A 19,463-nucleotide genomic window follows, 5' to 3' on the forward strand; every position below is an offset into this window, starting at 1 on the left:
CAAAGAGAAATTCGAACGCACGAAGCCGCATTGCAACATCGGCACGATTGGTCACGTTGACCATGGCAAGACGACGCTGACGGCGGCGATCACGATGACGCTTGCGAAGTCGGGCGGCGCGACGGCGCAGAAGTATGACGAGATTGACGCGGCGCCTGAGGAGAAGGCGCGCGGGATCACGATCAACACGGCGCATGTCGAGTATGAGACGCAGAACCGTCACTATGCGCACGTGGACTGCCCCGGGCATGCCGACTACGTGAAGAACATGATCACGGGTGCGGCGCAGATGGACGGCGCGATCCTGGTGGTGAGCGCGGCGGATGGCCCGATGCCTCAGACGCGCGAGCATATTCTTCTGGCGCGCCAGGTGGGTGTTCCGGCCCTGGTGGTCTACATGAACAAGGTGGACCTGGTGGACGACGCCGAGCTTCTGGACCTGGTCGAGATGGAGGTTCGCGAGCTTCTGTCGTCGTACAACTTCCCGGGGGATGACATCCCGATCGTGAAGGGTTCGGCGAAGGTGGCCATTGACGGCGGCGACCCGGTCCTGGGCGAGAACTCGATCCTGGAGCTGATGACCCAGGTGGACGCCTACATCCCGCAGCCGGAGCGTCCTGTGGACCTTCCGTTCCTGATGCCTGTGGAGGACGTGTTCTCGATCTCTGGCCGCGGCACGGTGGTGACGGGGCGGATCGAGAAGGGCGTTGTGAAGGTCGGCGAGGAAGTCGAGATCGTCGGCATCCGTCCGGTCCAGAAGACGGTGTGCACGGGCGTTGAGATGTTCCGCAAGCTGCTGGACCAGGGCCAGGCGGGGGACAATGTGGGCGTTCTGCTGCGCGGCACGAAGCGCGAGGACGTGGAGCGTGGCCAGGTGCTGTGCAAGCCGGGCTCGATCACGCCGCACACGAAGTTCGTGGCGGAGGCCTATATCCTGACCAAGGAAGAGGGCGGCCGTCACACGCCGTTCTTCACGAACTATCGTCCGCAGTTCTACTTCCGGACGACGGACGTGACGGGGATCATCCGCCTGAAGGAAGGCGTCGAGATGATCATGCCGGGCGACAACGCCGAGCTGGACGTTGAGCTGATCACGCCGATCGCCATGGACCAGGGCCTGCGGTTCGCCATCCGCGAGGGCGGCCGGACGGTGGGCGCCGGGGTGGTCTCGAAGATCGTCGAGTAGATCCTCGCCCATCCCCCGGCTTTGACCGGGATACGACAGGGGCCGCGGAGACACCTCCGCGGCCCCTTCTTCTTGCGCGGGCTAATCCTGATCTCCGCCAGGCGCAGAATGGGCCGAGGCCTCGCTTGACGGGGGCGAGTCGGGCACGTATACCCGCGCCTCCTGTTGGACCGGCTGTGCCCTTTGACCCTGTGTCAGAAGGCAGACGCGGTCCGCGGAGCGGCCTTTGCCGGGGACATTCGTCCCGGGCGGGGCGGAAGCCGGCGCGATCCTTCGGGCTGGTTTCGTTTCGTTTTGCGGACTTTCGTGTGCGGTCGCCTCGCAAGGGCGGCCGGAGTTGGTCTTTGAAATGGTCAATGGCACGCGGACGGACCGCCGTCTGTAGGGGAACTTAAGAGCGATATGGATCGTCAGAACATCCGCATCCGGCTCAAGGCCTTCGATCACCGCGTGCTGGACCATTCCACGCGCGAGATCGTGAACACGGCCAAGCGCACCGGCGCGACCGTCCGGGGGCCCATCCCCCTGCCGACTCAGATTGAGAAATTCACGGTCAACCGCTCGCCGCACATCGACAAGAAGTCGCGCGAGCAGTTCGAGATCCGCACGCACAAGCGCGTGCTCGACATCGTCGATCCCACCCCGCAGACCGTCGATGCGCTGATGAAGCTCGACCTGTCCGCTGGTGTGGACGTCGAGATCAAGCTGTAAGGGGGATCGGTCGATGCGTACCGGCGTGATCGCCAAGAAACTCGGCATGGCCCGCTTCTTCGATGAAGACGGCGTCCACGTACCTGTCACCGTCCTCAGCCTGGATGGCTGCGCCGTGACCGCCCACCGCACAGCGGAGCGCGACGGCTATGTCGCCCTCCAGCTCGGCGCCGGGCGCCGCAAGCCCAAGAACGTCACCAAGCCCCTGCGCGGTCATTTCGCCAAGGCCGAGGTCGAGCCGCGGCAGAAGGTGGCGGAGTTCCGGGTCTCGCCCGAGAACCTCATCGAAGTCGGCGCCGAGTTGACGGCGGATCACTTCGTGGTCGGCCAAAAGGTGGACGTGACCGGCGCCACCATCGGCAAGGGCTTCGCCGGCGCCATGAAGCGCTGGAACTTCGGCGGCATGCGCGCCACCCACGGGGTATCCGTATCGCACCGCGCCCATGGCTCCACCGGCCAGCGTCAGGATCCCGGCAAGACCTTCAAGGGCAAGAAGATGGCTGGCCACCTGGGTCAGGAAACCGTCACCACCCTGGGCCTCACCGTCTGGCGTATCGACGCCGACCGCGGATTGATCATGGTCAAGGGCTCCGTGCCCGGCTCCGAAGGGTCCTGGGTCCGAATCCGGGACGCCGTGAAGTCGCCGCCAAGCGGTGCGCCTACGCCGGGCGCCTTCCGCAAGGCCGGCCAGGCCGCCGCGCCTGCCGTCGAGGCCGCTCCGGCCGAAGAGGCTCCGCAAGCCGAGGGCCAGGAATAATGAAACTCGACGTCATCAAGCTCGACGGAAAGAAGGGCGGTTCGATTGAACTGTCCGACGCCATATTCGGGATCGAGGAGATCCGCGGGGATATCCTCCAGCGGGTCGTGACCTGGCAACTCGCCAAGCGGCGCGCCGGGACGCACAAGATCCAGGTCCGGAACGAAGTCTCGCGGACTGGGAAGAAGATGTACAAGCAGAAGGGCACCGGCGGCGCCCGTCACGGTTCGCGCCGGGCGGCCCAGTTCGTCGGCGGCGCCAAGGCCCACGGGCCGGTTGTGCGCAGCCACGCCTTCGACCTGCCCAAGAAGATCCGCGCCCTGGCCCTGCGCCACGCCCTCTCGTCCAAGGCCCGCGCCGGGGACCTGGTGGTCGTGGACAGCCTGGCCATGCCCGAGGCCAAGACGGCGGCCCTGCGCGCGAGACTTGGCAAGATCGGCCTGGTCAACGCTCTGGTGATCGCGGGTCCTGAGGTGGACGGCAACTTCCGCCTGGCCGCCCGCAACATCCCGAACGTGGATGTGCTGCCGAACGCCGGCCTCAATGTTTACGACGTGCTCCGTCGCCGGACCCTCGTCCTGACCAAGGATGCGGTCGAGGCGATCAACGCACGCTTCGCCGAGAAGGAGGCCGCCTGATGGCCATCCCCTCCGCCCGTCACTACGACACCATCCTGTCGCCCGTGATCACCGAAAAGGCGACCCTGCTCTCGGAGCAGAACAAGGTCGTCTTCCGGGTCGCCCGCGACGCCAGCAAGGACGAGATCGCGGCCGCCGTCGAGGCGCTGTTCAAGGTCTCGGTGACCAAGGTCAACACCCTCAACGTGAAGGGCAAGACCAAGCGTTTCCGCGGTCGTGAAGGCCGTCGTTCCGACGTCAAGAAGGCTGTCGTGACCCTGGCCGAAGGCCAGTCCATCGACATCACCACGGGGCTCTGAAGCGATGGCTCTGAAGCAGTACAATCCGACCTCGCCCGGCCGCCGCACCCTGGTGCTGATCGACCGGTCCGAGCTCCACAAGGGCCGTCCGGAGAAGGCGCTCGTCGAGGGCCTGACCAAGACCGGCGGTCGCGGCGGCGGAGGCCGCGTGGCCGTCCGCTTCCGTGGCGGCGGCGCCAAGCGCCTCTACCGCAAGGTGGATTTCAAGCGCCGCAAGTTTGATGTGGTCGGTACCGTCGATCGGATCGAGTACGATCCCAACCGCACCGCTTTCATCGCCCTGATCCGTTATGCGGACGGCGAGCTGGCCTACATCCTGGCCCCCCAGCGCCTCAAGGCCGGCGACCAGGTGATCGCCTCCGAGCGCGCCGACGTGAAGCCCGGCAACGCCATGCCTCTGCGCGCCATGCCGATCGGCTCGATCATCCACAATATCGAGCTGAAACCCCTCAAGGGTGGACAGATCGCCCGCTCGGCCGGCGCCTACGCCCAGCTGGTGGGTCGTGACGCGGGCTACGCGCAGATCCGCCTCAATTCCGGCGAGCTGCGCATGGTCCCGGATGGCTGCATGGCCACGGTCGGCGCCGTGTCGAACCCGGATCACATGAACGAGGTCTTAGGCAAGGCGGGCCGCTCGCGTCACAAGGGCCGTCGTCCCCACGTCCGCGGCGTCGCCATGAACCCGGTCGATCACCCGCACGGCGGCGGTGAAGGCCGCACCTCGGGCGGTCGTCACCCGGTCACGCCCTGGGGCAAGCCGACCAAGGGGTCGCGCACCCGCACCAACAAGGCGACGGATAAGTTCATCATCCGCTCGCGTCACGCCCGGAAGGCTCGCTGATCCATGACCCGTTCCGTCTGGAAAGGACCGTTTGTCGACGGTTACCTGCTCAAGAAGGCGGAGGCCGCCCAGGCCTCCGGCCGCAAGGACGTCATCAAGACCTGGTCGCGCCGCTCGACCATCATGCCGCAGTTCGTCGGCCTGACCTTCGGCGTGCATAACGGCCAAAAGCACGTGCCGGTGCTGGTCTCCGAAGACATGGTCGGCATGAAGCTCGGCGAGTTCGCCCCGACCCGGTACTTCCCGGGCCACGCGGCGGACAAGAAGGCCAAGAGGAAGTAGGCATGTCCAAGCCGTCCAATCCCCGCCGCCTGAAGCCCGCCGAGGCGATGGCCAAGGCCACCACCCTGAGGGTCAGCCCCCGCAAGCTGAACCTGGTGGCCCAGTCCATTCGCGGCCTCAAGGTCCAGCGCGCGCTCAATGAGCTCGAGTTCAGCCACAAGCGGATCGCCCGCGACGTCCGCAAGGCGCTCTACTCGGCGATCTCGAACGCCGAAAACAACCACAACCTCGACATCGACTCCCTGGTCGTCGCCGAGGCCTATGTGGGCAAGAATCTGGTGATGAAGCGTTTCGCGGCTCGTGCCCGCGGCCGCGCGTCCCGCATCCAGAAGCCTTTCAGCGAGATCACCATCGTGGTCCGCGAACTCGGTGAGGCCGCCTGATGGGTCAGAAAGTCAATCCTGTCGGGCTTCGCCTCGGCGTCAACCGCACCTGGGACAGCCGCTGGTTCGCCGCCGGCTCGGACTACGGGCGCCTGCTCCATGAGGACCTCCGGGTCCGCGCCGAGCTGAAGAAGCGCCTCTACCAGGCAGGCGTGAGCCGGATCATCATCGAGCGTCCGCACAAGAAGTGCCGCATCACCATCTATGCCGCACGCCCCGGCGTGATCATCGGCAAGAAGGGCGCGGACATCGAGAAGCTGCGAAAGGACGTGGCGGCCATCACGGGCGGCGAGGTTCACCTGAACATCGTTGAGATCCGCAAGCCCGAGGCCGACGCCCAGCTCATCGCCGAGAACATCACTTCCCAGCTGGAGCGCCGGATCGCCTTCCGGCGGGCCATGAAGCGGTCGATGCAGTCGGCCATGCGCCTCGGCGCCAAGGGCATCCGCATCAACGTCTCCGGTCGCCTCGGCGGCGCGGAAATCGCCCGGATGGAGTGGTACAAGGAAGGCCGCGTGCCGCTCCACACCCTGCGCGCCGACATGGACTTCGGGTTTGCCGAGGCCAAGACCACCTACGGCATCATCGGCGTCAAGGTGTGGGTCTTCAAGGGCGAGGTCCTGGAGCACGATCCCATGGCCATGGACAAGCGTCTGGCCTCCGAGTCCGGCCCGGCCGGCGAGGGTGGCGGCCGTGAACGTCCCGGCGACCGTCCGGACCGGGGGCCGCGCCGCGACCGCCGCGAGACCGCGGGAGCCTAAGAGACAGCCATGCTTTCCCCGAAGAAGACCAAGTACCGCAAGCAGTTCAAGGGCAAGATCCATGGACAGGCGAAGGGCGGCTTCACGCTGAACTTCGGCTCCTACGGCCTGAAGTCCGTTGAGCCTGAGAGGATCACCGCGCGGCAGATCGAGGCGGCCCGTCGGGCGATCACCCGCCAGATGAAGCGCCAGGGCCGGGTCTGGATCCGGATCTTCCCGGACGTCCCGGTGACCGACAAGCCCGCCGAAGTCCGGATGGGCAAGGGCAAGGGCTCGGTCGAGTACTGGGCCGCCCGGGTGCATCCCGGCCGGATCATGTTCGAGATCGACGGGGTCCCGGACGATATCGCCCGTGAGGCGCTGCGTCTTGGCGCCGCCAAGCTGCCGGTGAAGACCCGCATCGTCACCCGCATCGACGCCGTCGCGGAGCACGCGTGATGAAGACTGAAGACCTCCGGGCCATGACCCCCGACCAGCTCGCCGAGAGCCTGCTGAACCTGAAGAAGGAGCAGTTCAACCTGCGCTTCCAGGCGGCGACGGGCCAGGTCGAGAAGACCCACCGCGCCGGCGAGATCCGCAAGGACATCGCCCGGATCAAGACCGTCCTGCGCAGCCGCCAGGCCACGGCCTAGGGAGTACGAACATGCCGAAACGCATTCTTGAAGGCGTCGTCGTCTCCGACAAGGGCGACAAGACGGTTGTGGTGAAGGTCGAGCGGACCTTCCTGCACCCGGTGCTTAAGAAGCCGGTCCGCCGGTCGAAGAAGTACCACGCCCACGACGAGGCCAATACATACCAGGCTGGCGACATCGCCCGCATCATCGAGTGCGCGCCGCGCTCAAAGACCAAGACCTGGGAAGTCCTGCCTAAGGCAGGCGCTTCGCAGGCGTCCTGAGGGAGGGCTGATCCATGATCCAGATGCAGACCAACCTCGAAGTGGCTGACAATTCCGGCGCTCGCCGGGTCATGTGCATCAAGGTTCTGGGCGGCGCTGGCCGTCGCTACGCCGGCGTGGGCGACAAGATCGTCGTGTCGGTGAAGGAAGCCATCCCGCGCGGACGCGTGAAGAAGGGCGACGTCCTCCAGGCGATCGTCGTGCGGACGTCGCAGGCCATCAAGCGCAAGGACGGGTCCCTGATCCGCTTCGATCGGAACGCCGCGGTGATCGTCAACAAGCAGAGCGAGCCGATCGGCACCCGCATTTTCGGACCGGTTCCGCGCGAACTTCGTGCGAAGAACCACATGAAGATCATCTCGCTCGCCCCCGAGGTGCTGTGATGGCTGCAAAGATCAAGAAGGGGGACCGCGTCGTGGTCCTGACCGGCAAGGACAAGGGCCGCCAAGGCTCCGTCCTGAAGGTCCTGCCGAAGGAAGAACGGGTGGTTGTCCAGGGGATCAACCTGATCCAGCGGCACACCCGTCCGACCCAGGCCGATCCTCAGGGGGGTATCCGCACCCGCGAAGCCGCCCTGCATGTCTCCAACGTCGCCATCGTCGATTCCCAGGGTAAGCCGACCCGCGTCGGTTTCCGGGTCGAGGACGGCAAGAAGGTCCGTGTGGCCAAGACCACCGGCGAGGTCATCAATGGCTGAGCAAGCTTATGAGCCGCGGCTGAAGACCGAGTATCGTCAGCGCATCCGCGCGGCGATGAAGGATAAGTTCGGCTACTCCAACGAGATGCAGATTCCGCGCCTGGACAAGATCGTCCTCAACATGGGCATCGGCGAGGCGGTCGGCGACTCCAAGAAGGTCCAGGCCGCCATCGGCGACCTGACCCGGATTGCTGGGCAGAAGCCGGTTCCGACCAAGGCCCGCAACTCCATCGCCGGCTTCAAGCTGCGCGAGGGCATGGTCATCGGCGCCAAGGTCACCCTGCGCAAGGACCGCATGTACGAGTTCCTGGACCGTCTGATCACCATCGCCCTGCCGCGAGTGAAGGACTTCCGGGGCCTGAAGCCCACCTCGTTCGATGGTCGTGGCAACTACGCCATGGGTCTGAAGGAGCACATCGTGTTCCCCGAGATCAACTACGACCAGATTGATCAACTGTGGGGCATGGACATCATCGTCGCCACGACTGCGAAGACCGACGAGGAGGCTCGCCAGCTTCTTCGGGAATTCCAGTTCCCGTTCAACGCTTAAGGGACGGGAAGGAAAGGTAACATGGCCAAGAAGAGCGCCGTCAACCGTAACGAGAAGGTCAAGGTTCTCGTCCAGCGCTACGCCGCGCGCCGCGAGGCGCTGAAGGCGATCGCGAACGACGAAAGCCTGCCGCTGGAGGATCGCTTCGAAGCGCGCCTCAAGCTTGCAGAGCTTCCCCGCAGTTCGTCAAAGACCCGCATCCGCAACCGTTGCGAGGTCACCGGGCGTCCGCGCGCCTACTATCGCAAGCTGAAGATGAGCCGGATCGCCCTGCGCGAACTGGGTTCCCAGGGCCAGATTCCTGGCCTCGTGAAGTCGAGCTGGTGAGGAGGGTCCCATGGTGAACGACCCCGTCGGCGATATGATCGCCCGTATCAAGAACGCCGCCACTCGCGGACGTTCTAAGGTTTCCTGCCCGGCCTCGAAGATGCGCGCCCGTGTCCTCGACGTGCTGGCGGAGGAGGGTTACATCCGCGGCTATCAGCTGCTGGAAAAGCCCGGCGCCTTCCCCGAGTTTGAGATCGAGCTCAAGTATTTCGACGGCCGCCCGGTGATCGTCGAGATCCGTCGCGTCTCGAAGCCCGGCCGTCGCGTCTACTCGTCCATCAAGGACCTGAAGCCGATCAAGAACGGCCTGGGCATCTCCGTCCTGTCCACGCCCAAGGGCGTCATGTCCGACGCAGCGGCGCGCGACGCCAACGTGGGCGGCGAAGTCCTGCTGCGGGTGTACTGATATGTCCCGGATCGGAAAGAAATCGGTTCCGACGCCTGCCGGCGTCACGGTAACCATCGATGGCCAGACCCTGACGGTAAAGGGCCCCAAGGGGCAGCTGTCCTGGACTCTTCCGGAAGAGATCGAGCTTCGGCAGGAAGGCGCCGAGCTGATCGTGGCCAAGCGGGTGGAGTCCACCCGCGCCCAGGCCATGTGGGGCCTCTCGCGCACCCTGGTCAACAACATGGTTGTGGGCGTGTCCGCCGGTTACGAGGAGACTCTCGAGCTGGTCGGCGTGGGCTACCGGGCGCAGATGAAGGGCGCAGCCCTGAACATGCAGCTCGGGTTCAGCCATGAGGTGGATGTCCCGCCCCCTGAGGGCATCGCCTTCGCGGTTCCCAAACAGACCGAAATCAGGATCAGCGGAATCGACAAGCAAGCGGTCGGCGAGATCGCCGCGCGCATTCGTCGGATCCGCCCGCCGGAGCCCTACAAGGGCAAGGGCGTTCGCTATCTCGGCGAGAAGGTCCGTCGCAAGGAAGGCAAGAAGAAGTAGGCCATGGCTGTCTCCACCCGTGACTCCGCCAAGCGGCGCGCCGAGCGCACCCGCATCCGGCTCCGCAAGCTGGCCAATGGCCGGCCGCGTCTTTCCGTGTTCCGTTCGTCGAAGAACATCTACGCACAGGTCATTGATGACGAGAAGGGCGTGACGCTCGCCTCGGCTTCGACCCTCGAGGGCGATGCGCCCCAGAAGGGCTCCGACAAGGCCGCTGCGGCCCGGATCGGCGCCCTCGTGGCTCAGCGCGCCATCGAAAAGGGCGTCAAGGACGTCGTCTTCGATCGGGGCGGCTACATTTATCACGGTCGGGTCAAGGCCCTTGCCGACGCCGCGCGCGAAGCCGGCCTGAACTTCTAGGGGTAACTCATGGCTCGTGGAAACGAACAGCGTGGCGAAGGCGGACAGCGCCGGGGACGAGACCGGGGCGCCCCTCAGGAGGAGCGCGCCGAGTCCGACATCGTCGAGAAGCTGGTTCACATCAACCGCGTCGCGGCGACCGTGAAGGGCGGCCGGCGGTTCTCCTTCGCCGCCCTGATGGTGGTGGGTGACCAGAAGGGTCGCGTCGGCTTCGGCCACGGTAAGGCCCGCGAAGTCCCCGAGGCCATTCGCAAGGCCACCGAGGAAGCCAAGAAGACGATGATCCGCGTGCCGCTCCGTGAGAGCCGCACCCTGCACCACGACGGCGCTGGCCGCTGGGGCGCCGGCAAGATCATGGTCCGCTCGGCGCCGCCAGGCACCGGGGTCATCGCCGGCGGCCCCATGCGGGCCGTGCTTGAGACCCTCGGCGTGCAGGACGTCGTGGGCAAGTCGGTGGGCTCGTCCAATCCCTACAACATGGTCCGTGCGACCTTCGAGGCGCTGAAGGCCCAGTCCTCTCCGCGCCAGATCGCCTCCAAGCGGGGCAAGAAGGTCGCCGACGTCATTGGCCGCCGCGCCGATGGCGCCTCGGCCACCGCCGACGGAGAATGAGCATGACCAAGGTCACCGTTCGTCAGATCGCCAGCCCCATCCGGCGCAAGAAGGACCAGCGCGCGACTCTCGTCGGCCTGGGCCTGAACCGCATAGGTCGTGTCTCGACCCTCGATGACACCCCGTCCGTGCGTGGCATGATCGCCAAGGTCCATCACCTGGTCGAGGTGGTGTCCGCCTGACTTCCGGCGGGTCTCCGGGCCCGCTTTCGACCCCGTCAAAGCCGAGTCGGGCCTTCGCCCGGCGACAGATCTCAGGAGAGAGGCGCCCATGACCAAGCTCAACGAACTCGCCCCGCGTCCCGGTTCCGTAAAGGGTCGCATCCGGGTCGGCCGCGGCCCGGGATCGGGTAAGGGCAAGACCGCCGGTCGCGGCGTGAAGGGCCAGAAGTCCCGGACGGGCGTGTCGATCGCCGGCTTCGAGGGCGGCCAGATGCCGCTGCACATGCGCATGCCGAAGCGCGGCTTCAACAATCCCTTCGCCCTTGAGTTCGCGGAGGTGAACCTCTGGCGACTGGAGCAGGCCGTGGCCGCCGGCAAGCTGGACGCCAAGGCCCCAGTCGACGCCGCGGCCCTGGTCGCCGCCGGCGTGATCCGTCGTCCGCTGGACGGCGTGAAGCTGCTGGGCAAGGGCGAACTGAAGGCCAAGCTCAACCTCACCGTCTACGCAGCCTCGGCCGCGGCCAAGGCGGCGGTGGAGAAAGCGGGCGGATCCGTCACCACGACTGCGCCCGTCGATACCGGCGAGCCGAAGGGCAAGCTGCAGAAGAAGGTTCGCGCCTGATCCCGCAGTTGTCGACCGGCGAGGGCTGACAGTCCGCCGGCCGCACCCTATCTTGGACCGGTCACCAGTGAGGGCGTCCCATGGCTTCGGCCGCTGAGCAGCTTGCCGCAAACATGAATTTCGGCGCCTTCCAGAAGGCGACCGAGCTTCACAAGCGGATCCTCTTCACCCTGATGGTGCTGGTGGTCTATCGGCTTGGGACCTACCTGCCCATTCCCGGGATAGATGCGGCGGCCTTTGCGGCGGCCTTTCGGGGGCAGTCTCAGGGCATTCTGGGAATGTTCAATCTGTTCTCCGGCGGCGCCGTGGAGCGGATGGCGGTCTTCGCCCTGAACGTTGGTCCGTACATTTCCGCCTCGATCATCGTCCAGTTGCTCGGCGCCGTCTATCCGCCGTGGGAGAAGCTGCGGAAGGAAGGCGGGGAGGCCGGGCGCAAGACCCTCAATCAGTACACCCGTTATCTCACTGTGGTCCTGGCCATTGTGCAAGCAGCTGCGATTGCGGCGAGCCTGCAGGCCAGCCCTGGCCTGGTCGTGAATCCGGGACCCTTCTTCTCCCTTTCGACCATCGTCACCCTGACCGGTGGCACCATGCTGCTGATGTGGATGGGCGAGCAGATCACCAGCCGGGGCGTTGGCAATGGTGTCTCGCTGATCATCTTCGCCGGGATCGTCGCCGGCCTCCCCACGGGCGTGATGCAGCTTCTGACGGTCATGAGGACGGGCCAGATGTCGAGCTTCGGCGGGGTTATGATCCTCGTCCTCGCCATCGCTGTGATCTTCGCCATCGTTTTCATGGAGCGATCGCAGCGGCGAATCCTTGTCCAGTATCCCAAGCGCCAGCAGGGCAACCGGATGTTTGGCGGAGAAAGCTCCTTCCTGCCGCTGAAGGTGAATACCGCCGGCGTCATCCCGCCGATTTTCGCCTCCTCGCTTCTGCTGCTGCCGGCGACGGCTATGGGCTTCCTCGCGACCGCGAACCTGCCCCAATGGCTCCAGTGGATGCCAGGGGCCGTGGCTCAGCTTCAGCATGGCCAGCCCGTGTTCATGGTGTTCTACGGCGCGCTGATCATCTTCTTCTGCTTCTTTTACACCTCCATCGTCTTCAATCCGGACGAGACTGCGGAGAACCTTCGGAAGTACGGCGGCTTCATCCCGGGCATCTCCCCGGGCAAGCGGACCGCCGCCTATCTCGACCATGTGCTGACCCGGTTGACTGTGATCGGCGCGGCCTACATCGCCGCAGTCTGTCTGCTGCCCGAGGCCCTGATCGCCTTCTACAAGGCGCCCTTCTACCTGGGCGGTACGTCGATCCTCATCGTCGTGAGCGTCACCATGGACACGGTGACCCAAATCCAGTCTCATCTTCTGTCTCACCAGTACGAGGGGCTTATCCGCAAGTCGCGCCTTCGCGGCGGGCGGGAGCGCTAGGCGGTTAGACGCAATCAACGACCCGGGACAGGGTCGGACGACGGGGAGCGGCGCACATGAACCTCATCCTTTTCGGCCCTCCGGCGGCGGGCAAGGGAACTCAGGCCAAGCGGCTCGTCGAGACTCGCAACATGGTTCAGCTGTCCACCGGCGACATGCTCAGGGCGGCCATCGCCTCCGGGTCAGAGCTGGGTCGGCGGGTCGAGGGCGTCATGCAGCGCGGGGAGCTGGTGACCGATGAAATCGTGGTCGCCCTGATCGAAGAGCGCCTCCCTGAGGCCGAGGCGGCGGGCGGGGCGATCTTCGACGGGTTCCCCCGCACCCTGGCTCAGGCGGAGGCGCTGGACGCCATGCTGAAGGGCAGGGGAGCTTCGATTGATCTTGTCCTTCGTCTGAAGGTCGATGACCAGGCGCTGACCCAAAGAATCGCCGGCCGGTTCGCCGAGTCCGGTCGCCCTGACGACAATCCCGAGAGTTTCCGCGTAAGGCTGGACGCCTACAATGCTCAGACAGCGCCCTTGATCCCCTACTATGCTTCCGCCGGGAAGCTTGTGGAGATCGACGGCATGGGGTCGGTAGACCAGGTGGCTGAGGCCATTGACGGGGCGCTCAGCGGCGCCTGAGACCGGAGGGTAGGCGAGGTCGCTGGGGAGACGTCTCAGGCGGGTCTGTCCACCCTTCTGTACTCGAGGGGTATCGCGCCCGGTATACCCAGTCCCGGCGCAGGCTCCCGATCCCGGCCGGAGCACCGCCCGGACACGATCCTCCCGCGCCTCTTGCCGCGCTCCATCGTCGGGCGCGCCTTTGCCGAAGGCTGCGTAGCCCACTGAGACGCCAGCGGCCTTCCCGAGGGTCATGCGTCTCGACCCCTGGCCATCCTGATCCCGGATGTCGAAAAATGGCGACCGAGCCATTGACGTGGCGGGATCTATTCCATACACGAGGCGCTTCCGCGAAACGCGCGAGGGACGTTCTGGCCTTTTGACCCGGTCAGGGCGACGCTCGCGCATCTTTGCGTGACCAGGAGAGCACCCCACGTGGCCCGTATCGCCGGCGTAAACATCCCTACGAACAAGCGCGTCGTGATCGCGCTTCAGTACATTCACGGCATCGGCCAGGCCAAGGCCGCCGAGATTGTGAGCAAGGTCGGAATCGAGGATTCCCGACGCGTCAATCAGCTTACCGACGCGGAGGTCCTGCAGATTCGTGAGACCATCGACCGTGACTACACGGTCGAGGGCGACCTGCGCCGCGACACCGCCGTCAACATCAAAAGGCTGATGGACCTGGCCTGTTACCGGGGGCTGCGTCACCGCAAGGGCCTCCCGGTCCGTGGTCAGCGCACCCACACCAACGCCCGGACCCGCAAGGGCCCGGCCAAGCCGATCGCCGGCAAGAAGAAGTAAGAGAAACAAGCGATGGCCAAGGAACCGGCTCGCGTCAAAAGGCGTGAACGCAAGAACATCACCTCCGGCGTGGCGCACGTGAACGCCTCGTTCAACAACACCATGATCACGATCACGGATGCTCAGGGGAATGCGATTTCCTGGTCCTCCGCCGGCATGATGGGATTCAAGGGGTCCCGGAAGTCAACGCCCTACGCCGCCCAGATGGCGGCTGAGGACGCCGGCCGGAAGGCCGCCGAGCATGGGGTGAAGACCCTTGAGGTCAACGTGTCCGGCCCCGGGTCTGGCCGCGAGTCCGCTCTTCGGGCGCTTCAGGCTGTGGGAATGACGATCACGACCATCCGCGACGTGACGCCCATCCCGCACAATGGTTGCCGCCCGCCGAAGCGGCGTCGGGTCTGAGTAGTAAGATATTGCATTTCTCCTTCGCCGGACCGCGCTTTCCGCGTCCGGCGATCCTGCGTTCGAGGGACATTCATCCGTGATTGAAAGAAACTGGAACGAACTCATCCGCCCTGAGAAGCCGGCCATCGAGCTTGGCGCCGACCCCGCCCGCAAGGCGCGGCTGGTAGCCGAACCCCTTGAGCGCGGTTTTGGCGTGACCCTGGGCAACAGCCTGCGGCGGGTTCTTCTCTCGTCGCTCCAGGGCGCTGCGGTGACCGCAGTGCAGATCGACGGGGTCGTCCATGAGTTCTCTTCCCTGGAAGGCGTCCGCGAGGACGTCGTCGACATCGTCCTGAACATCAAGCAGCTGGGCCTGCGCATGCATACCGAAGGTGTGCGCCGCATGACCCTGCGCGCCCAGGGCCCCGGCTCGGTGACCGCCCGACAGATCGAGACCGGGGCGGACATCGAGATTCTGAACCCCGATCACGTTCTCTGCACGCTCGACGAGGGCGCCAGCGTCCGGATGGAGTTCACGGTGCAGAACGGCAAGGGCTATGTCCCCGCCGAGATGAACCGGCCCGAGGACGCGCCGATCGGCCTGATCGCTGTCGATAGCCTCTACTCGCCTGTCAAACGGGTCGCCTACCGGGTCGAGCCGACCCGCCAGGGCCAGAGCCTGGATTATGACAAACTGATCATCGAGGTCGAGACCAACGGCGCGGTCTCGCCCGTGGACGCGGTGGCCTATGCCGCCCGCATCCTCCAGGACCAGCTGCAGCTCTTCATCACCTTCGAGGAGCCGAAGAAGAAGTCCGACGCCGACTCCAAGCCCGAGCTGCCGTTCAACCCGGCCCTGCTGAAGAAGGTCGACGAGCTCGAGCTTTCGGTCCGTTCGGCCAACTGCCTGAAGAACGACAACATCGTCTACATCGGCGACCTGATCCAGAAGACCGAGGCGGAAATGCTCCGCACGCCGAACTTCGGCCGCAAGTCGCTGAACGAGATCAAGGAAGTGCTCGCAGGCATGAACCTGCATCTCGGCATGGACGTCCCCAACTGGCCGCCTGAGAACATCGAAGAGCTGGCCAAGAAGTTCGAAGACCAGATGTAATCCCGCGGCGCGTCGCGAGACGCCCCGCCTCCTAGGAGAGACCGCCATGCGCCATGGTAATGCGCACCGCAAGCTGGGACGGACGAGCGCCCACAGGACCGCCATGTTCGCCAATATGGCGGCGAGCCTGATCAAGCATGAGCAGATCGTGACCACCCTGCCGAAGGCGAAGGAACTGCGGCCTGTCGTCGAGAAGCTGGTCACCCTGGCCAAGCGCGGCGACCTTCACGCCCGCCGCCAGGCCATCAGCCAGATCCGCGACGTGGAACAGGTCGGCAAGCTCTTTGCGACCCTGGGTCCCCGCTACGCCGAGCGGCGCGGCGGATACACCCGCGTCCTCAAAGCGGGCTTCCGTTACGGCGACAACGCCGCCATGGCTGTGATCGAGTTCGTGGATCGCGATCCCTCGGAAAAGGGCAAGGACTCCGGGCCCGTGCAGGCCTCCGCCTTCGCCGACGCCTGATCCGGGCGAGACCCCTTTCAGAGAGCTCCAGACCCCGGCTCCGCGCCGGGGTCTTTTCGTTCCGGCGACTTGCAGGGCGGCGGCGGACGGGCCAAGGTCCGCGCAAGGGGATCCCGGACCATGACGACGACTGACTCCGCGCCCACCGGCCGCAAGGCCGCGTTCGGCTTCATTTTTGCGTCCGCCCTGCTGAACGCGGTGTCCTTTGGCGTGACGATCCCGGTGCTGCCAGCCCTGGTCAAGGAGTTCGCGGGCGGCGACACCGCCTCTGCTGCGGAATGGACCATGGTCTTCGGCGCCGTCTGGGGCCTGATGCAGTTCATCTTCGGTCCGATCCTGGGCGTCCTCTCAGACCGGATCGGGCGACGCCCCGTTCTGCTCATCTCCTTCCTCGGCCTGGCCTTCGACTTCCTCTTCCTGGTCTTCGCCCCCAGCCTGATGTGGCTTTTCGTGGCGCGGATCGTGAACGGCATGACCGCCGCCAGCTTCTCGACCGCCAACGCCTACGTCGCCGACGTCACCCCACCCGATCAGCGGGCCCGATACTTCGGCTTCATGGGAGCCTCCTTCGGCTTCGGCTTCCTCATCGGCCCGGTGATCGGGGGCCTGCTGGCCGGTCCCTTCATGGAATCGCTGGTCGGGGACTTCGCGATCCGGCTTCCCTTCGCTGTCGCGGGGACCCTCGCCTTCCTGAACTTCCTGTATGGCCTCTTTGTCCTGCCGGAATCCCTTCCGCCAGAGAAGCGCAGCCCCCGTTTCGACTGGCGCCGGGCCAACCCGGTCGGGTCACTCCGCTTTCTGCAGGAGCAGGGCCGGCTGGTCGGCCTCGCCAGCGTGGGCTTTCTGTTCCAGATCGCTCACAACGTCCTGCCCGCCGTCTTCGTCCTCTACACCGGACACCGCTATGGCTGGGACATCCAGACCATCAGCCTCACCATGTTTCTCACCGGCGGCCTTGGGATTGTCATGCAGACCCTTGTCGTGGGGCCTGTAGTCCGCCGTGTGGGTGAGCGCGGGGCCCTGCTCATTGGCTGTGCGGGCGCCGCCCTCGGCTTCCTCGCCTATGGGCTGGCGCCGACGGGCCTGCTCTACATCGCCGCGGCGCCGCTCTTCGCCCTGAGCAACCTGCTGAGCCCCGGTCTGCAGGGCCTGATGTCCCGGCGTGTGGGTCCCGAGGCGCAGGGAAGGCTGCAAGGCGCCAACCAGAGCCTCACCGGGATCGCCACCATCATCGGTCCCTTCCTCTTCGGCGGCAGCTTCGCCTTCGCCCTGCGGCACGAAGCCCTGGCGGCCTGGCCGGGGCTACCCATCCTGATCGCCTCGGCACTGATGTTTGGGGCCTTCGCCGTGGCCTGGCGGTTTGGCCGGCCCGCCCCGACTCCACCGGTCGCGACCGCCGAGCCCTCGACGGGCTGAGATCGGCGAGCGCCTTGATTGCGCCGAAAACCTGAGGGATCACAAGGCGCGTCCTGAAGGGAATCCCATGCGCCTGCACCGCCTTCTCGTCCCGGCCTTTGTCCTGCTCGCCGCCTGCTCGGGTCCGACCACCCGCTCGCAGGCGCAGCCGCCCCCATTGGCCCAGCCGACACGTGAGGCGCCTTCGGACTCGCTCAACATGAAGGCTTCCTTTGCCCCCGTGGTTCGGCGGGCGGCGCCTGCCGTGGTGAACATCTCCGCCAAGCGGGTGGTCAGGCAACAGGTCGACCCCTTCTGGCAGTTGTTTGGGATGGGGGTCCCCCCCAGCCGGGTGGAGGGATCGTTGGGCTCCGGGGTGATTGTCCGGGCCGACGGGATCATTGTCACCAACAATCATGTCGTTGAAGGCGGCCGAGAGATCACGGTGGCCCTCTCGGACCGCCGCGAGTTTCCAGCCCGCGTTCTTCTCGCCGATCCCAGGAGTGATCTCGCCGTTCTGAAGATCGATGTAGGCCGGGATCGCTTGCCGGTCATGCCGATCGACGATTCTGACGAGGCGCAGGTCGGGGATCTGGTCCTGGCCATAGGCGACCCCTTCGGCGTCGGCCAGACCGTCACTAACGGGATCATCTCAGCCCTGAACCGTACGGCAGACCCCCAGGGGGGAGCGCCGATGACCTACATCCAGACAGATGCGGCCATTAATCCCGGCAATTCCGGCGGGGCGCTCGTCGACATGGACGGGGATCTCATCGGGGTGAACAGCTTCATCGTCTCAAGGTCGGGGGCTTCGGCTGGGGTCGGCTTCGCCATCCCCGCCGCCATGGTGCGGCGGGTGGTCGAGGCGGCGGCTGGCGGTGGGAACGTCCTGGTCCGATCCTGGCTGGGAGCCCGAACCCAGGAGGTCACCCCTGAGATCGCCCGCAGTCTCTCCCTGAACGCTCCACAGGGAGCGCTTGTGGCGGACATCTGGCCCGGCGGTCCGGCGGACCGGGCGGGACTCAGATCGGGTGACGTCATCCTCTCCGTAAATGGCCGATCTGCCGCCGATACGGGCGCCGTTCTGTTCGCCGTCGCCGCCGCCCGGCCGGGAGAATCCATGAGCCTGGGCGTGCGCCGCGGCGAGCAGCAACTCAACGTGACTCTTCGCGCAGAAACGCCTCCAGCGAGACCGGCCCGCGATGACTGGCGGGTGGAGGGCCGTAACCCCTTCCAGGGTGCGACAGTGGTGAATGTGTCACCCGCCGTTGCCGACGAACTCGGGGTCGATCCTTTCCTCGCTCGGGGCGTCCTGGTCATCAACATTTCCCGGGGCTTCGCCATGAACGCCGGGCTCCGTCCCGGGGACGTGGTGCGGAAGGTCAACGGGCGGGATATCGGTACGGTTTCGGACCTCAGGGGCGCCTTGGCCGCGCCCGCCGGAACCTGGCAGGTCACCATCCTGCGGGGCGATCGGGAGATCACCGCCAATTTCCGCACCTGACCCCGGCTGGCGAAGCGGCTAGTCTGGGAGCATGGCCGACCTGTTCGAAGCTGCGGGCCTGACCCCGCCCCACCCGGCGCCGCTGGCCGAGCGCCTGAGGCCGCGAACCCTGAACGAGGTTGCCGGGCAGGACCACCTCCTGTCGCCGGAAGGTCCCATCGGGCGCATGGCCGCAGCGCGCCGGCTATCCTCAATGGTGCTTTGGGGGCCGCCGGGAGTGGGCAAGACCACCATCGCCCGGCTCCTCGCACAGGCGGCGGGATACGAGTTCCAGCAGATCTCCGCCGTCTTCTCCGGCGTGGCCGACCTGAAGAAGGCCTTCGAACAGGCCCGGGTCCGACGCCAGGCGGGACAGGCCACCCTCCTGTTCGTCGACGAGATCCACCGCTTCAACCGCGCCCAGCAGGATGGCTTCCTGCCCTGGGTGGAGGAGGGCGTCGTCACCCTGGTCGGCGCGACCACCGAAAACCCCTCCTTCGAGCTGAACGGCGCCCTTTTGTCGCGCTGCCAGGTCTTTGTCCTGCGCCGGCTGGATGCGGAGGCGCAAGGGGCCCTGCTGGCCCGGGCCGAGGCCCTGGAAGGCCGGACCCTGCCCCTGACCGACGAGGCCCGGTCGGCCCTCATCGCCCTCGCCGATGGCGATGGCCGCTATCTCCTGACCCTGGCCGAGACTCTGTTTGGCCTCGCCTCGGCCGTTCCCCTGGACCCCGAAGGCCTGGGACAGCTCCTCCAGAAGCGCAGTCC

Annotated in this window: 31 protein-coding genes; all 31 read left to right on the forward strand. The window is 66.0% G+C overall.

Features of this window, described 5'->3' with window-relative positions; all coding sequences use genetic code 11:
* A partial coding sequence (gene tuf / locus IM632_RS07805; RefSeq protein WP_296552191.1) for an elongation factor Tu occupies positions 1-1,186 on the forward strand: 1,186 nt, incomplete at its 5' end.
* Between the two features lie 402 nt (positions 1,187-1,588).
* Positions 1,589-1,897, forward strand: a complete 309-nt coding sequence (rpsJ, locus tag IM632_RS07810; RefSeq protein ID WP_110449816.1) for a 30S ribosomal protein S10 — start codon at positions 1,589-1,591, stop codon at positions 1,895-1,897.
* A 13-nt stretch (positions 1,898-1,910) separates the two neighbouring features.
* Positions 1,911-2,654, forward strand: a complete 744-nt coding sequence (gene rplC, locus IM632_RS07815) for a 50S ribosomal protein L3 (RefSeq protein ID WP_296498994.1) — start codon at positions 1,911-1,913, stop codon at positions 2,652-2,654.
* The gene (gene rplD, locus IM632_RS07820; RefSeq protein ID WP_296479616.1) at positions 2,654-3,292 is read left to right on the forward strand and encodes a 50S ribosomal protein L4; all 639 of its coding nucleotides are present in this window, start codon (positions 2,654-2,656) and stop codon (positions 3,290-3,292) included. Before rplC ends, rplD begins: the two co-directional genes overlap by 1 nt.
* A complete protein-coding gene (locus IM632_RS07825; RefSeq protein ID WP_293511830.1) occupies positions 3,292-3,591 on the forward strand; it encodes a 50S ribosomal protein L23 in 300 nt (99 codons plus the stop codon). Before rplD ends, IM632_RS07825 begins: the two co-directional genes overlap by 1 nt.
* 4 nt (positions 3,592-3,595) lie before the next feature.
* Positions 3,596-4,432, forward strand: a complete 837-nt coding sequence (gene rplB / locus IM632_RS07830) for a 50S ribosomal protein L2 (protein ID WP_296479617.1) — start codon at positions 3,596-3,598, stop codon at positions 4,430-4,432.
* Between the two features lie 3 nt (positions 4,433-4,435).
* On the forward strand, positions 4,436-4,714 hold the full coding sequence (gene rpsS, locus IM632_RS07835) for a 30S ribosomal protein S19 (protein WP_293511834.1): 279 nt from the start codon (positions 4,436-4,438) through the stop codon (positions 4,712-4,714).
* Positions 4,715-4,716: 2 nt separating this feature from the next.
* Positions 4,717-5,097, forward strand: a complete 381-nt coding sequence (gene rplV / locus IM632_RS07840) for a 50S ribosomal protein L22 (protein WP_293511836.1) — start codon at positions 4,717-4,719, stop codon at positions 5,095-5,097.
* Positions 5,097-5,858, forward strand: a complete 762-nt coding sequence (gene rpsC / locus IM632_RS07845; RefSeq protein WP_296479618.1) for a 30S ribosomal protein S3 — start codon at positions 5,097-5,099, stop codon at positions 5,856-5,858. The genes rplV and rpsC overlap by 1 nt, the downstream gene beginning before the upstream one ends.
* Before the next feature lie 9 nt (positions 5,859-5,867).
* On the forward strand, positions 5,868-6,296 hold the full coding sequence (gene rplP, locus IM632_RS07850) for a 50S ribosomal protein L16 (protein WP_296479619.1): 429 nt from the start codon (positions 5,868-5,870) through the stop codon (positions 6,294-6,296).
* A complete protein-coding gene (gene rpmC / locus IM632_RS07855; protein ID WP_293511842.1) occupies positions 6,296-6,490 on the forward strand; it encodes a 50S ribosomal protein L29 in 195 nt (64 codons plus the stop codon). Before rplP ends, rpmC begins: the two co-directional genes overlap by 1 nt.
* Before the next feature lie 11 nt (positions 6,491-6,501).
* A complete protein-coding gene (rpsQ, locus tag IM632_RS07860; protein WP_296479620.1) occupies positions 6,502-6,753 on the forward strand; it encodes a 30S ribosomal protein S17 in 252 nt (83 codons plus the stop codon).
* 14 nt (positions 6,754-6,767) lie between these two features.
* Positions 6,768-7,136 (forward strand): 50S ribosomal protein L14, encoded by a 369-nt coding sequence (gene rplN / locus IM632_RS07865; RefSeq protein ID WP_110449827.1) that lies wholly within the window; start codon positions 6,768-6,770, stop codon positions 7,134-7,136.
* Entirely contained in the window at positions 7,136-7,450 is a 315-nt protein-coding gene (rplX, locus tag IM632_RS07870) for a 50S ribosomal protein L24 (protein WP_296479621.1), read from the forward strand. Before rplN ends, rplX begins: the two co-directional genes overlap by 1 nt.
* The gene (rplE, locus tag IM632_RS07875) at positions 7,443-8,000 is read left to right on the forward strand and encodes a 50S ribosomal protein L5 (RefSeq protein WP_293511846.1); all 558 of its coding nucleotides are present in this window, start codon (positions 7,443-7,445) and stop codon (positions 7,998-8,000) included. Before rplX ends, rplE begins: the two co-directional genes overlap by 8 nt.
* Positions 8,001-8,021: 21 nt before the next feature.
* Positions 8,022-8,327 carry a 30S ribosomal protein S14 gene (gene rpsN / locus IM632_RS07880; RefSeq protein WP_293511848.1) on the forward strand — a complete coding sequence of 102 codons (306 nt, stop codon included), beginning with the start codon at positions 8,022-8,024 and terminating at the stop codon, positions 8,325-8,327.
* Between the two features lie 10 nt (positions 8,328-8,337).
* Positions 8,338-8,733 (forward strand): 30S ribosomal protein S8, encoded by a 396-nt coding sequence (gene rpsH / locus IM632_RS07885; RefSeq protein ID WP_293511850.1) that lies wholly within the window; start codon positions 8,338-8,340, stop codon positions 8,731-8,733.
* A gap of 1 nt (position 8,734) precedes the next feature.
* Positions 8,735-9,268 carry a 50S ribosomal protein L6 gene (rplF, locus tag IM632_RS07890; RefSeq protein WP_293516129.1) on the forward strand — a complete coding sequence of 178 codons (534 nt, stop codon included), beginning with the start codon at positions 8,735-8,737 and terminating at the stop codon, positions 9,266-9,268.
* A gap of 3 nt (positions 9,269-9,271) precedes the next feature.
* Entirely contained in the window at positions 9,272-9,628 is a 357-nt protein-coding gene (rplR, locus tag IM632_RS07895; RefSeq protein WP_293511855.1) for a 50S ribosomal protein L18, read from the forward strand.
* Between the two features lie 9 nt (positions 9,629-9,637).
* Positions 9,638-10,240 (forward strand): 30S ribosomal protein S5, encoded by a 603-nt coding sequence (rpsE, locus tag IM632_RS07900; RefSeq protein WP_296479622.1) that lies wholly within the window; start codon positions 9,638-9,640, stop codon positions 10,238-10,240.
* Positions 10,237-10,422: a 50S ribosomal protein L30 gene (rpmD, locus tag IM632_RS07905; protein ID WP_293511859.1), complete on the forward strand. Its 186-nt coding sequence runs from the start codon at positions 10,237-10,239 to the stop codon at positions 10,420-10,422. Before rpsE ends, rpmD begins: the two co-directional genes overlap by 4 nt.
* A gap of 88 nt (positions 10,423-10,510) precedes the next feature.
* Positions 10,511-11,023 carry a 50S ribosomal protein L15 gene (gene rplO, locus IM632_RS07910; RefSeq protein WP_296498997.1) on the forward strand — a complete coding sequence of 171 codons (513 nt, stop codon included), beginning with the start codon at positions 10,511-10,513 and terminating at the stop codon, positions 11,021-11,023.
* Between the two features lie 80 nt (positions 11,024-11,103).
* Positions 11,104-12,453 carry a preprotein translocase subunit SecY gene (gene secY, locus IM632_RS07915; RefSeq protein ID WP_296479623.1) on the forward strand — a complete coding sequence of 450 codons (1,350 nt, stop codon included), beginning with the start codon at positions 11,104-11,106 and terminating at the stop codon, positions 12,451-12,453.
* Positions 12,454-12,509: 56 nt separating this feature from the next.
* A complete protein-coding gene (locus tag IM632_RS07920; protein WP_296479624.1) occupies positions 12,510-13,076 on the forward strand; it encodes an adenylate kinase in 567 nt (188 codons plus the stop codon).
* A gap of 414 nt (positions 13,077-13,490) precedes the next feature.
* A complete protein-coding gene (rpsM, locus tag IM632_RS07925) occupies positions 13,491-13,859 on the forward strand; it encodes a 30S ribosomal protein S13 (protein WP_293516133.1) in 369 nt (122 codons plus the stop codon).
* 12 nt (positions 13,860-13,871) lie between these two features.
* On the forward strand, positions 13,872-14,261 hold the full coding sequence (gene rpsK / locus IM632_RS07930) for a 30S ribosomal protein S11 (protein ID WP_293516134.1): 390 nt from the start codon (positions 13,872-13,874) through the stop codon (positions 14,259-14,261).
* Between the two features lie 79 nt (positions 14,262-14,340).
* Positions 14,341-15,357, forward strand: coding sequence for a DNA-directed RNA polymerase subunit alpha (locus IM632_RS07935; RefSeq protein WP_293516135.1), 1,017 nt, complete (start codon positions 14,341-14,343; stop codon positions 15,355-15,357).
* Positions 15,358-15,403: 46 nt separating this feature from the next.
* Positions 15,404-15,820 carry a 50S ribosomal protein L17 gene (gene rplQ, locus IM632_RS07940; protein WP_293514832.1) on the forward strand — a complete coding sequence of 139 codons (417 nt, stop codon included), beginning with the start codon at positions 15,404-15,406 and terminating at the stop codon, positions 15,818-15,820.
* 120 nt (positions 15,821-15,940) lie between these two features.
* Positions 15,941-17,236, forward strand: a complete 1,296-nt coding sequence (locus tag IM632_RS07945; RefSeq protein WP_293516136.1) for a TCR/Tet family MFS transporter — start codon at positions 15,941-15,943, stop codon at positions 17,234-17,236.
* A gap of 67 nt (positions 17,237-17,303) precedes the next feature.
* Complete coding sequence (locus IM632_RS07950; RefSeq protein WP_296479625.1) at positions 17,304-18,719, forward strand: Do family serine endopeptidase; 1,416 nt, start codon at positions 17,304-17,306, stop codon at positions 18,717-18,719.
* 31 nt (positions 18,720-18,750) lie between these two features.
* Positions 18,751-19,463: AAA family ATPase (locus IM632_RS07955; RefSeq protein WP_296499000.1), on the forward strand; the 713-nt coding region annotated here is incomplete at its 3' end.

Origin of the sequence: Phenylobacterium sp., from assembly GCF_020402505.1 — a bacterium.
Lineage (GTDB): Bacteria > Pseudomonadota > Alphaproteobacteria > Caulobacterales > Caulobacteraceae > Phenylobacterium.